A 13,822-nucleotide genomic window follows, 5' to 3' on the forward strand; every position below is an offset into this window, starting at 1 on the left:
AATATAAATTAGTTTCCGATTTTAGTCTTAACAGTTTTAAGAACGTCTTGATTAATTTCTACCTTAAAACGCTTGTATAATTCATTAATCCAATTGGTTTCTATTTCCTCTTGGTAATTATTAATTACATTTCCTTTAGCTTCTTCCAATGTTTTTTGTCCTGCTGGTAAAACCGCTTTTACATCTATAACATGAAAGGCTTCATTATGTTCATATACTTTAGAAACGCCTTTTACAGCTTTAAAGTCTGAAGGCAAAATAGGATCATCTGTTTTGTATGTTCCTTTTGTAAAAATCACATTTTGCTTGTCTTTAGTGTTTACTGCTTTTTTAATTTCGTCTTCAGATTTTCCTTTCTTCATCAGCTTAAGGATCTTCTTCATGCTAGATTTTTCTGCAGAAGAAGCAATAACCACATCTACTCTATCACTCCATTGATACTTAGATTTGTTTTTATTGTAGTAAGCTTCTAAACCTAAAGTGTCTTTTGCGGCTTTATTCCACACTTCTTTTTCCATAAGGTCAAATAACAATAATCCATCTCTATACTCTTTTAGGATGTTTGCAAATTCTTGGTTCTCTTCTTCTAAATTATCTTCTCTATATTTAAAAATTGAGTTTTCAAAAAAGCTTTCGAACTCCTTATCTATTACAATAGCAAAAGGTGTTTTTTTTCCTGCGTATATACGTTGTGCTTTTATTAAGTGATTTCCAAATTCTTGGTAAGTAAATGGTCTACTATTAATAGAAAAAACGGTTTCATTCGTTTTAAAATTCTCTGGTAATTTCCAAGAACGATTATAAAAATCATTGTTTAGTAACTTTGTGAAGTAAGGCTTAGCATCTGCACTATATGTTATTTCATATTGCTTCTTAAGCTTATTTAACATAGCTTCATTAATCAATTTAGATCTCGAATCTCTTTTTACTTTAGCTTCAAAAGATGCTTTTACATCTTCAAATGATTCTATAGGACTTAGTTTAATACGTTTTACAATGTGCCAACCATAAGCACTTTTAAAAGGTTCACTAACATCGCCATCATTTTTTAAAGCAAAAGCCACGTCTTCAAATTTTGCAGAACTTAACTGTCCGCTTTTAAAAGGTTTTATTTCGCCACCATTAGCAGCCGAACTTCTATCTTCAGAAAATTGCTTTGCCAAAGCCTCAAAGCGTTCACCTTGTTTTAGTTTCTTATAAATTTCCTTAATACGTTGCTCAGGATTATGTAACGAATCTTTAGTGGACTTTAAGTTTACCATAATATGAGCAGCAGAAATGGTTCCTCTAGATTTTCGCTTATCATTAACTTTAACAACATGGTAGCCAAATTGGGTTCTAAAAGGCATTGAAATTTCACCTACAGCAGTATTAAACGCGGCAGATTCAAAATCGTAAACCATCTTAAAAGCAGAAAAATACCCTAAGTCTTCAATAAAAATCGTACTACCATTGTGCATTTCTGTCTTTACTTTGTCAAAGCCCTCTTTTAAAGCTCGTTCTCTTAAAGCTAATACTTCATTGTAAGCTTTTAAGGTGTCTTTTGCCGTCTCCTCTAAACGCACTAAAATATGAGAAGCATTAATATCTATATTACTACGATCATAAGCTTCTTTGACCAAAGCTTCTGTAACTTCGTTTTCTGAAATATAATTTTTTATTAATTGCTTTTTATATCTCGAAAATTCACGTTTATAGGTTTCATCTTCATTAATTTTTAAACGCTTAGCTTCTTTTAGCTTTAATTGATATTCAGTAAATAATTTTAAATAGCCATCAACATCTTTTTGGCTTTCATCTTTTACTAAATCTAAATTTTTGTTATAAACTCTTAAAAATTCTGAAGCCATAATTGGCTCATCATCTACTTTTAGAAGCACCTCATCTTTATCTTGAGAAAAAGTAAAATTCAGTGTAAAAAGCACTAAAAACAAACATCTGTATTTAAGACTCATAATTTATTCTTCTATATTATTGTGAAATGTATTCGTTTTTCAAACTCAGCAAAAATAACATAAATAGCTTATTTAACAAGCAGTTTAAAAGGCATTATTTTAATAGTTTTTACGTGTAGCATAGCAAAAATCGCACTAGATTTACAGGCTGTATTATTTTATAACCTTTCAAGACTAAAATTGTAATAATTTAAAAAGATGATTTTAACAATTAAAACTGTTTAACGTCGATTAGTTAAAACTATTGCTAATGGTTTTAATACATTTATAAAAATTCCCTCAGCATGCGGTATTCCACTGAAATATTAATTAAAAAACCCATTTCAGAAGTCATAAAAAAACTAAAATCCTCCGATAATTTAAAACATTGGCAAGAAGGCTTAGTTAGTACAGCACATATTTCTGGTACACCAAATGAACTTGGAGCAAAAATGCGACTGAACTATAGTTTTGGAAAACGTAAAATGGAAATTATAGAAACCGTTACCATGCAAGATTTTCCTAATAAAATTTACAGTACTTATACAACCAAAGGCATTCGCAATATACAAGAAAACCATTTTAAATCGATTGAAAATGAGTTTACAAAATGGATTTCTATAAATGAGTTTCAACCTACAAATTTTAAAATGAGCATGATGTTGCTTTTAATGCCTAAAGCTTTTAAAAAACAGACAAAAACGTATATGACTAACTTTAAAAATTTTGTAGAAAAAGGAACCTCTGTTTATAATAAAGAATAAAAAAATTACATCAATGCGGAAATTAAAATTAATATGGGATTTTAGAGGACCTGCTGGACAGAAAACGGCAGAGCATCATTTAATACACCTAAAAGAATATATTGCAATTAACAAATTAAACATTACAATTACTGGCGTTGAATCTATAAGTGATATGCACAGTTTAGCATATTTAGTAGTTGATGAATCTGAAATGAAACCCATTAGAGATGCTTTAAAACCTCATAGAGGACAAGTGTATTCTGAAGCATAAATAAGTTCTTTTTTACTCCAAACAAATACCAAACACTAACCCAAACCGCTAACCACCAGTGATTTGAGTTTTTAAAAACTTTAAACTACCTTCGTTTAAAATTGAATAGCATACCTACATCTCGTTTCTTTACGTATTTAAATGCTTTTTACCAGTGAATTATTAACGGTAATTTACAATTTTGCTAACCGCAAATTAAATGTTAGTTATGAAAAAAATTATACCAATACTCTTTTTACTATTGTTATTAGGTTGTAGTGAAGACAGACGCGTTTCTGAGACACCAGAACCATCAGCAAACCTCCCAATAATATCAATAACAACCGAGAACCTATCACCTATTGTTTCTAAAGAAGACTATTTAAATGGAAGCTTAGAAATATCAGGAGAAAGTATTGACAACAACCTGTTAGCTGATCTCAAAATTAGAGGTAGAGGAAATACAACTTGGAATTTCCCTAAAAAACCATATCAAATAAAATTTGACTCTAAAGAAAGTGTTTTAGGAATGCCTGAAGACAAAAAGTGGATTTTATTAGCAAATTATACAGACAAAACAATGCTACGAAATGAAGTCGCATTTGACTTGAGCAGATTTAGCGATTTAGACTGGACTCCAGAGAGTCGTTTTGTTGAACTTTTTATAAATAGTGAATATTTAGGCGTCTATCAGATTACCCAAAAAGTAGAAGAATCTTCCAATAGGGTAAATATTGGAGATGATGGCTACCTACTAGAGGTAGACCAACTTTCTAGACTAGACGAAGACGACGTTTATTTTGAAACAAGTCATTATTTATTCAACATTAAAGAACCTAGCCTCAATACTGAAGACAATGCGTATAATATTATAAAAAACTATATCGAATTAACCGAAAGCGTACTCTTAGGAGACAATTTTAGCGACCCTATTAATGGATATGCTAAATATATAGATGTAGATTCTTTTATAGACTGGTATCTTGTAAATGAAATAACAAAAAACAATGATGCTATCTTTTACTCTAGTGTTTATATGAACTACATCCCTGGCGGTAAATTAAAAATGGGACCAATATGGGATTACGACATTAGTCTTGGTAACATTAACTATAACGGAAATGATACTACAGATGGGTTTTGGATTAAAAATGCCACTTGGTATTCTCGCCTTTTTGAAGATCCTATTTTTGTTGAAAAAGTAAAATCTAGATTTAATTATTTTTATAACAATAGAAGCCTTTTTCAAGAAAAAATTAACTCAAATTCTTCCTTTTTATATGAAGCACAAGAAAGAAACTTTAATACTTGGCCCATTTTAGGCGTCTATGTTTGGCCTAACAATGTCTTTTACCCAACATACGACGAAGAAGTCACCTATCTAGACCAGTGGCTTAATGATAGATTAGAGTGGCTTAACACCTCCTTCAATAATTTGTAATTTACTTTTTTAAACACTAATGCACTATGAGATTTTCATCCTGTTTAATCTTTATTTTTGATTTTTTCATTCGCACAAAGTCAAAGTTCAGAAAACCTCTTAACTAATAGAGCTCCTTGTACTTTTGAAATAACTAAAGACCAACTAACCGCTAATAAATTAACTTTAAAATGTGCTGCTCTTCTTGAAAATAAACCTTTTGAAATTGAAAACTTTAAAATTAAATTCAAAGGTCACGCCACAATAGCTGTTTCAGGAAATTCACTCAATGCCAAATCTCATTCTCTAGCAAAAAAGCTCAAGGTTGGTGATTATGTTACCATTTTTTAAATAGAAAATATCATTCTCAATGGGAGAAAATCTCAAGAATACAAAACATTGATTATTAAACTAGTTACACCTTAATTTAATAAATACGAACACTTATTCTTCATGTCGTCTTTCAGCATATTCATAGCCTTCTATCCACCATTTTTCCATTAATCGCTTACTAAATATCAATGAATTTTCTGTAAGACTCGTTGGAGTATAATATAAATTCAACTTCACATTATTATGCTTTGCGGCAAGCTTTCCAATGATAACATCATTTTTTTCGACCTGATCCAGCAAATGACCAAATAAACTAATCATTAATGAAAATGGATTTTTTCCTAAAACTTTTTGTTTTCCTAATGTTTCAGCTTCTAACACAATAGCGTCAACTTCTGTTGCTCCTCTTCGTATTGCCTCTCTAATAGGAATAACACTTCCTAATCCACCATCTGCATATTCATAACCATCAACTTTAGCCAAAGACATAAATGGTATATAGTTACAAGAAATCCAAATCCAATTGCAAAACTCTTCGTAAGAACACTCTTGTATAGATTTATACTCTACACGATTCATAGACAAGTTAGATACCGTAACCACGACATCGTGCTTTTCTTTTTTAATTTTTGTGTATTCGGCAAAAGTTACATTTTTTCTAATATTTCGTCTGAGCGCTTTACTTTCTCCAAAAGTTCGTCTTCGTCTTATAAACTGCCATAAAGAATTTACAAAATCAATAGACACATATTCTCTATCTCCTTTTTTACGTTGTATAAAAGGACTTACACTAAAAATGTCGTGTTGTTGCACATTTGTAAAAATATCGTAGAGCTTTCCTATTTCATTAGCAGCCAAGTGTGGTACTAAAAGACTTCCTGTAGAGGTCCCTAAAAACATATCGTAATTATGTTTTTCACGCTCTATTAAGTACTGAGCAACACCACCCGCAAACGCACCTTTACTTCCACCTCCAGATATTACTAATGCTCGCATTAATTTCTTTTTTGTTCTAATTCTTCAGATAACTGCTTGGCAAACTTAACCAAACGCCAATTATGATGTGATTTTGCGTTTTCTAAATTAGACATACAGTCTTCATTACAAGATTTTATCATTTTTAAATACTGAAACGCCTTAATTCTTAAATCTGCATTGTACTTCTCACCTGTATAACCTATCAATTCTTGAAATAAAGCTTGTTTGTTATCTGCTTTATAAAACGGTGTACTAAGATTTAAAACAATCCATAACAACCGTACATTTTTATCATTAAAACCAACAATATCTCTTGTTTTAAAAAGATAAGCCGATCGATCCTCAGGAAAACTAGACCAAAGATTGTACAATGCGTTTTCTATGGTAATGTACGACTTATCATCCAAAAGCGACTCATAATCTTCCTTTAAATTAACAGGTATTTGCCTCACATATTTAGAGATAGCCTGACGAACTTTTAAACCATTGTTAAAGGTTTCAGGTGTTACCAATTCTGGTACTTGTGATATAATTTTCGCTTTTGCCTCATCAGACACGTAATACTTGAGATATTCAGAACATTTAGATGATTTTGCCTGACAGTCTACCATCAAAAACTCATTGATATAAGTAGATTGTTGTTTCAATATATCAAAAGCATTATCCACAGGAAAATCTTTTTGCTTTATCCATAAGTTCACAAAACTAGACAAAGAGCGTCCATATATACGCTCTACTTCCTTTATAAAATCGGAAGTTTCAGCATTTTTAAATTTATATTTTTCCAAATAATTTATTACAGCTTGCCTAAAAACTCGATCTCCAACTTTAGTTCGTAGCGCATGTAAAACCCACGCCCCGCGCTGATAAAATGTTAGACTACTAGATTTAGGATTTAGAAGCGATGTTCCATTGCCTGAAATATCTTGCTTTCCTAAATCTATTGATGATTCTAAAAGTTTAAAATAAAAATAATTTTCACCAAAAACATCCTTTTCTGCTAAAAGCGCATAATAAGTTGCAAACCCTTCTTGTAACCAATGATGCGCTCCAGACTTAGCTGTTACCAAATCACCAAACCATTGATGCGCAAGCTCATGAGCATTAACGTTTACATAGTTTTTATCATTAAAACCTATAGAATCTACCACAAAAGCATCAGAAAAAATAGTAAGGCTTGTGTTTTCCATACCTGCATACAGAAAATCATGTACAGGCACTTGTTTATAATTTTGCCATGGGTAAGCAACTCCAATTTCTTCTTCTAGAAAATCGAACATTTGCTTAGAATAACGATACGTTGGCTCAACTTTTAAAGAATCTTCTGGATAGTAGTAATATTCTAAAGGAATACCACTTTTAGAGGTTTCTGTTTTCTTATCATATTTACCAACAACAACAGCAACCAAATAACTAGACATTGGATGCTTCATATCATATTCCCAAAGCACATGTCCATCATTGTCTGATTTAGATTTTAAAACTCCATTTGAAATAACCTGATATGTTTTTGGTGCAACAAATTTTAAATCAAACTCAATTTTATCATTTGTATCATCTAGACTTGGCAACCAATTACTTGTATATTTCCCTTGACCTTGTGTCCAAATTTGATTCCTTCCTTCATTTTCCCAACCAACAAAATACATCGCCTTTTTAGGAGAAGCAAAAAACAAAAAACTTAGATTATAAGTCTTCCCTTTTTCAAAACTGTGATATATTTTTAGCTTTTTACCATCATTACTAAAGTTTATTTCAGAACCATCAATAGCAACATGTATAAACTTCATATTAATGGCGTCTAAATAAATAGAATCAGTAGATCTAAGAATATCAAACTTTGCATCATAGGAGTTATATTTTGTGCTATCAACCTGAAATTGATTAAAAACAATTAAAGCTTCTACTTTTTTAAAATCCACATAGTCTGTTTGTTGTGCAACCGAAACACTAGCTAAACACGCACACAAAATGATAAAAAAATTCTTCATAGATAATATTAAACAACAATATGACCAAAATACATCTTTCTATAATTTTATATTGGTCATTTAACAAAATAGTAAGTTTTAGATTCAATACATAACAACTGAGTTACAGACAAAGTTTTCAAAAAGCTTAGCTCCTTCAATCTAATTCCTCAAAAATTTGTTTTTAAAAACACTATACTAATGAGTGCCACTGGTAAGAAAAAGTGTTAAGAAAATCACTAAAACTACAAATATTCAATTTGACAACGTTTTGAGATAAAGCACCTTATTAACGAAAACATTTTCCTGTAATATCAAATTAAAATCTTTGCGCCTTTTCACACCATTAATTTATTTCAATAAAATAATCAAAGAGCCGTTTTGAACTTTTACTTTATAACGAAATAGTTTAATTTCGTTCTCATGAGCGTGAATTTACAAACTCCCATTGATTATCTCAAAGGTGTCGGCCCAAACCGAGCGGATTTGTTGCGCTCAGAGCTGGGTATTCAAACATATCAAGACCTCATCAATCTATTCCCTAATCGTTATATAGATCGCACCAGATATTATAAAATAAATGAATTACAGCGTAACAACGCCGAAGTTCAAATCGTTGGTGTCATAACTGGATTTAAAGAAGTGGCCCAAAAACGAGGCAAACGCCTAGTTGCTAACTTTAGAGACGACAGCGGAATAATGGAACTCGTTTGGTTTAGAGGACAGAAATGGATACGAGAAAACCTAAAAACAGGTCAACCTTACGTGATTTTCGGAAAAACCAATTGGTTTAACGGAAAATACAGCATGCCACATCCCGAAATTGAATTACAAGCTGAGCATGAGAGCAACTTGCGTTCTGCCATGCAAGCCATATACCCATCAACCGAAAAATTATCAAATAAAGGCATCACAAACAAAGTCGTTACCAAAATTATGCAGCAGTTGTTTTTGGAATCAAAAGGACGCTTTGTTGAAACCCTGCCTGATTCAGTGATGACTGAATTAAAATTAATTCCTAAATCAGAGGCACTTTTTAATATTCATTTCCCGAAGACTCCAGAGCTTCTTGCAAGAGCTCAATTTCGATTAAAATTTGAAGAATTATTTTACATTCAACTGCAATTAATTATTAAAAATCTCATTCACAAATCAAAAATCAAAGGCTTCTCCTTTGATAAAGTTGGCGACTATTTTAACACCTTTTACAAAAACCATTTACCCTTTGAATTAACCAATGCACAGAAGCGTGTTTTAAAAGAAATTAGACTTGATTTAGGTAGCAATGCACAGATGAATCGACTTTTACAGGGAGATGTCGGCTCTGGCAAAACTATCGTAGCCTTTATGTCAATGCTCATGGGACTTGACAACGATTTTCAATGCTGCCTAATGGCCCCAACTGCTATTTTGTCAGCTCAACACTACCAAGGAATAAGTGAATTATGTAAACCACTCAACATCAGTGTTTCATTATTAACAGGCTCAACAAAAACTTCATATAGAAAGATAATTCATGAAAATCTAGAAAATGGGAATCTACAGATCTTAATTGGCACACATGCACTGCTTGAAGACAAGGTGAAATTCAAAAATTTAGGCCTTGCGATTATAGATGAACAGCACCGATTTGGAGTCGCCCAACGGAGTAAGTTATGGCATAAAAATGAATTACCTCCCAACGTTTTGGTGATGACCGCTACTCCAATTCCGAGAACTTTAGCCATGTCTGTATATGGTGACTTAGACATCTCTGTAATTGATGAATTACCAGCAGGTCGAAAACCTATAAAAACAGTACATCGCTACGACAATAATCGCCTAAAAGTTTTTAAATTCATGAAAGATGAAATCGCTTTAGGAAGACAAATTTATATTGTCTATCCCTTAATTCAAGAGAGCGAAAAAATGGATTATAAGGATTTGATGGATGGCTACGAAAGTGTCTCTAGAGAATTTCCTATGCCAAATTATCAAATTTCGATTGTGCATGGTAAAATGAAACCAGCCGACAAAGATTACGAAATGGAACGTTTTGTTAAAGGTGAAACCCAAATTATGGTAGCTACAACCGTCATTGAAGTTGGCGTAAACGTCCCAAATGCATCGGTAATGATTATTGAAAGTGCAGAACGTTTTGGCTTATCGCAATTGCACCAATTACGTGGTCGTGTTGGTCGTGGTGCCGAACAGAGTTATTGTATTTTAATGACGAGCCATAAACTGAGCCAGGATAGTAAAACCAGACTAGAAACTATGGTACGTAGCAGTGATGGCTTCGAAATTGCTGAAGTGGATTTAAAACTGCGTGGACCAGGTGATATTATGGGCACGCAACAAAGTGGTATTTTAAATTTACGAATCGCAGACATTGTTAAAGACAAAGACATCTTAGAACAATCGCGCTATTACGCTAAAAGTATTCTAAAACAAGATCCTAGCCTGGCTGCGCCTGAGCATAAAGTTATTTTGAACACTTACCGACAAATGAGTAAGTATCGTAATATATGGAATTATATAAGTTAAAAAGTGTCAAAACAAACATTTACAACCACTTACTAACACCTTATTTTTAGAATAAGTAAATTCCATTTTCATATCAATAACTTACCTCAGAAAAACATAAAAAAATCACTTTTAAATTAAACCTTTTGACTTTGACGGAGTCTAACCAAAAATATATAGAATACATCATCTTGAAGTTATTAAAGTTAAAACCCCTAAAATCAACACCATATCTAGTTTTAGCACTCTGTTTTTTTATGAGTTGCAACAATACAAACACAGACAAAACTTTAAAATCTAACACAACTACGAATCATAATCAAGACATTCCTGTTTACGATTTTAATCAATTTGAACCCTTAATTTATACAGATTCCAACAAAACCTATCTCATTAATTTTTGGGCAATGTGGTGTGCTCCTTGCGTCAAAGAATTACCATATATTGAGCAATTTGCAGTAAAACACCCTGACGTTGAAGTCATTTTAGTAAGCTTAGATTTCCCAAAAGACATTGAAACAAAACTTAAGCCTTTTTTAAAGGAAAAAAATATAAGCTCTAAAGTGGTGCTATTAGATGATCCAGATTCTAATACTTGGATAAACAAAATTGCCCCTAATTGGTCTGGCGCCATTCCATTTACCATTATGTTCAACAAAGATGAACGCTTATTTTATGAACGTTCATTCGAAAATTTAGAAGACCTAGAAAACCAAATAAACAAACTTAATTAAAACAAACATGAAAAGAATCAGTGTTCTAATTGCCATTATTGGCTTATCTGCAAGTGTACTTGTATCTTGTAAAAATGAAGGAAATACAACAGGAGAACCTTCTGCTGAAAATCAACATAAAGATCATAAAGGAGAACACCCTCCACATGACGGAGACCGAAAAGGACCACCACATGGAGGTGATAGAAAAGGACCACCTAAAGGAGGTAGTCCAGAACAAACCAAAACCCTAGAAGAAATTGGAGGTTACAACATTGGTGATGTTGCTACTGGTTTTAACTTAAAAAACATTGATGGTTCAATGGTTTCTTTAGCTAGCATTGAAAACGCCAAAGGATACATCGTCACATTTACTTGTAATGAATGTCCATTTTCAAAATTATATGAAGACCGCTTAATCGCTTTAAACAATGAATATGCACCAAAAGGTTATCCTGTAATCGCTATTAACCCAAATAGTCCAGAAAACGAAAAAGAAGGTTATGAAGCAATGCAAAAACGCTCAGAAGACAAAGGGTTTACATTTCCTTACTTAGTAGACGAAGGTCAAGAAATATATCCTCAATATGGCGCTGTAAGAACACCTCATGTATTCTTATTAGATGCAGAACGTAAAGTACAATATATTGGTACTATAGATGATAACGCAAAATCACCTAAAGATGTTAAGGTTAACTATGTAAAAGACGCCATTGATGCTTTAGAAAAAGGAGAACAACCAAATCCGAATTTCACAAAAGCTATAGGTTGTCCTGTAAAAGCTAGCAGAGCCTAAAAGACACACTAAAACAACAGTTATAAAAACAGCATCTTCTCGATGCTGTTTTTGTTTTTATAGCACTGATTAAGGGGTCGCTAACTTACATTACTCAACACAATCCATATTAATTACTATTTTTATTCAAAATTTACAAGCAATTCATTAATGAATCATTTCCCTAATATAGCTTTCAAAAGTAGCGAAGGAGCTACAGATATTGAATGCATTCCATTAGCTGAATTATTCTCTCGTATAAAAAAAGATCCTAGTCACAATCCACATCAGCCTCACCGAATTTCCTTTTTTGCCTTATTGATTGTCACAGAAGGTAAAGGTGAACATCAAATTGATTTAAAGACTTACAACATCCAAAAAGGCTCTGTACTTAAAATTGCGAAAGGTCAAGTACATGCTTTTCAAGATAATTTACAGTACGATGGTTATCTGGTCATATTTACAGAGGATTTTATTTTAAAATACTTCTCAAAGTCTTCTATTGAATTTATTTCGCATTTATACAACTATCATATTTCGGATCCATTAGTTGAAAACAGCTCCTTAACCGATTTTTTTTTAGAACGATTAACCGAAGAGATCCAAAGTAAATACACTTATGCTCAAAAAGAAATAGTAGCTACTATATTAGAACTATTTCTATTAAAACTAGAGCGCGAAACTCATAAAATCTCTAATAAAACGTTTAATAAAAAACATCAAAGCCTTTTTATGAACTTCAAAACTTTAGTTGAAAAACATTATACCAAAACACGAAACGTCAAAGATTACGCACAGTTACTCAACATATCTACAAAACACCTCAACTCTATAGTTAGAGCAAGTACCTTAAATACTGCCAAACATTTTATTGATAATTACGTGATTTTAGAAATTAAGCGTGTTATTTTCAGTAGCTCTTTAAGCCTAAAAGAAGTGGCTTATCAAAATGGATTTGATGAAGTCACCAATTTCTCTAAGTTTTTCAAAAAACACACAGGCCTTTCTCCCAAGGAATTCAAATCCTCACTTTAATCATAAGGTTTCAGATTTACCATTTTTAATAATACATTTACCTTTTACAATCGTAGTTATATGAAGACCTTTGCTATAAAACATATTATGAGCGACGTTGCAAAATGCCCTACTTGTGGGAGCTATTCTAAAATAAAAGTAAAAGAAGGAGAAACTACATATCAAGCCGTTCAGGATGAAGAGGCTTTTAAAAAAATTCAGCAATTAAAAAAGGCCATGGATAAATTTAAAATGAAAGCCGATCAACTTGAAAAAGAATTAGACCTATTAAAATCTAAACACTCATAAATAAACACCTATTATGAAAATTGCAGTAACATCAGCAAGCGGTCATTTAGGATCTGCCATTGTAAAAGCACTTTTAAAAGCCACTAAAAACGAAAATATCATAGCCATAGCACGAACCACTGAAAAGGCAGAACACCTAGGTGTAGAAGTTAGAAAAGGTGATTATAATAGTCGTGAAGATTTCAATACCGCTTTAAAAGGTATAGATATCGTATTGTTAGTTTCGGGTATAGATGAGCCACAAAAACGAATACAACAACACCGCAATGTCATTGAAGCAGCCAAACAAAACGGCGTTCATAAAATAGTATATACGAGTATTGTGGGTGCTGAAGAAAACAATGCTTTCAGTCCAGTGGTACAAAGTAATCGTCAGACAGAAGAAGACATCCGTAATTCCGGTTTACAATGGGTTATTGGTAGAAACGGCATTTATATTGAACCCGATTTAGAGTATATAGATACCTACATAAAAGACGGTGAGATAAGAAATTCCGCAGACCAAGGAAAATGCACGTATACGAGTCGTGAAGAATTGGGATATGCCTATACTAAAATGTCATTAGAGGAAAAGCATAATGGTAATACCTATAATTTAGTCGGTGAAGCGATTTCTCAAAAGCAACTAGCCGATTTTATTAATCAGGTTTATAATACAAATCTTATCTATCATGCTGTTTCTGTAGAAGCATACAAGACAGATAGAATAGCAGAGCTTGGTGAGTTTCTAGGTACAGTCATAGCAGGAATTTACGAAGGCATTAAAAATGGTGCTAACGATGTGCATTCTGATTATGAAAAAGCTGCTGATAGACCTCACAAATCGGCTTTAGAACTAATAGAACATTACCATAAAAATCACGTTCAAAACTAAA

Annotated in this window: 13 protein-coding genes; 10 read left to right on the top strand and 3 right to left on the bottom strand. The window is 32.3% G+C overall.

The genetic code is table 11. From position 1 onward, the window contains the following. Window positions 1–8 precede the first annotated feature (8 nt). Window positions 9–1,955: a peptidylprolyl isomerase gene (locus KO504_RS03875; protein WP_215925011.1), complete on the bottom strand. Its 1,947-nt coding sequence runs from the start codon at window positions 1,953–1,955 to the stop codon at window positions 9–11. Window positions 1,956–2,239: 284 nt separating this feature from the next. Between KO504_RS03875 and KO504_RS03880 the strand changes: the two genes are divergently transcribed. The 4 genes from KO504_RS03880 to KO504_RS03895 all read left to right on the top strand — a co-directional run bounded on the left by KO504_RS03880 (window position 2,240) and on the right by KO504_RS03895 (window position 4,701). Next, the gene (locus tag KO504_RS03880) at window positions 2,240–2,698 is read left to right on the top strand and encodes an SRPBCC family protein (RefSeq protein ID WP_215925012.1); all 459 of its coding nucleotides are present in this window, start codon (window positions 2,240–2,242) and stop codon (window positions 2,696–2,698) included. A 13-nt stretch (window positions 2,699–2,711) separates the two neighbouring features. Then, window positions 2,712–2,951 carry a hypothetical protein gene (locus KO504_RS03885; protein WP_215925013.1) on the top strand — a complete coding sequence of 80 codons (240 nt, stop codon included), beginning with the start codon at window positions 2,712–2,714 and terminating at the stop codon, window positions 2,949–2,951. 208 nt (window positions 2,952–3,159) lie between these two features. Next, window positions 3,160–4,371: a CotH kinase family protein gene (locus KO504_RS03890; protein ID WP_215925014.1), complete on the top strand. Its 1,212-nt coding sequence runs from the start codon at window positions 3,160–3,162 to the stop codon at window positions 4,369–4,371. A 57-nt stretch (window positions 4,372–4,428) separates the two neighbouring features. Next, window positions 4,429–4,701: a hypothetical protein gene (locus KO504_RS03895; protein ID WP_215925015.1), complete on the top strand. Its 273-nt coding sequence runs from the start codon at window positions 4,429–4,431 to the stop codon at window positions 4,699–4,701. Window positions 4,702–4,794: 93 nt separating this feature from the next. Here the strand turns inward: KO504_RS03895 and KO504_RS03900 are convergent, their stop codons facing one another. Then, on the bottom strand, window positions 4,795–5,679 hold the full coding sequence (locus KO504_RS03900) for a patatin-like phospholipase family protein (protein ID WP_215925016.1): 885 nt from the start codon (window positions 5,677–5,679) through the stop codon (window positions 4,795–4,797). Beyond that, window positions 5,679–7,652, bottom strand: coding sequence for a M1 family metallopeptidase (locus KO504_RS03905; RefSeq protein WP_215925017.1), 1,974 nt, complete (start codon window positions 7,650–7,652; stop codon window positions 5,679–5,681). The genes KO504_RS03900 and KO504_RS03905 overlap by 1 nt, the downstream gene beginning before the upstream one ends. Window positions 7,653–8,054: 402 nt before the next feature. Between KO504_RS03905 and recG the strand changes: the two genes are divergently transcribed. The 6 genes from recG (at window position 8,055) to KO504_RS03935 (ending at window position 13,821) form a co-directional block, all read left to right on the top strand. Next, complete coding sequence (recG, locus tag KO504_RS03910; RefSeq protein WP_215925018.1) at window positions 8,055–10,157, top strand: ATP-dependent DNA helicase RecG; 2,103 nt, start codon at window positions 8,055–8,057, stop codon at window positions 10,155–10,157. Between the two features lie 236 nt (window positions 10,158–10,393). Then, the gene (locus KO504_RS03915) at window positions 10,394–10,870 is read left to right on the top strand and encodes a TlpA family protein disulfide reductase (RefSeq protein WP_215925019.1); all 477 of its coding nucleotides are present in this window, start codon (window positions 10,394–10,396) and stop codon (window positions 10,868–10,870) included. Window positions 10,871–10,877: 7 nt separating this feature from the next. Next, window positions 10,878–11,645 (top strand): thioredoxin family protein, encoded by a 768-nt coding sequence (locus KO504_RS03920; protein WP_215925020.1) that lies wholly within the window; start codon window positions 10,878–10,880, stop codon window positions 11,643–11,645. Between the two features lie 150 nt (window positions 11,646–11,795). Next, complete coding sequence (locus tag KO504_RS03925) at window positions 11,796–12,659, top strand: helix-turn-helix domain-containing protein (protein ID WP_215925021.1); 864 nt, start codon at window positions 11,796–11,798, stop codon at window positions 12,657–12,659. Window positions 12,660–12,746: 87 nt separating this feature from the next. Beyond that, window positions 12,747–12,947, top strand: coding sequence for a hypothetical protein (locus KO504_RS03930; RefSeq protein WP_215925022.1), 201 nt, complete (start codon window positions 12,747–12,749; stop codon window positions 12,945–12,947). A 13-nt stretch (window positions 12,948–12,960) separates the two neighbouring features. Then, entirely contained in the window at window positions 12,961–13,821 is an 861-nt protein-coding gene (locus tag KO504_RS03935; protein WP_215925023.1) for an SDR family oxidoreductase, read from the top strand. The last annotated feature ends 1 nt before the right edge of the window (window position 13,822 follow it).

The organism is Winogradskyella psychrotolerans (genome assembly GCF_018860565.1).
Classification (GTDB): domain Bacteria; phylum Bacteroidota; class Bacteroidia; order Flavobacteriales; family Flavobacteriaceae; genus Winogradskyella; species Winogradskyella damuponensis.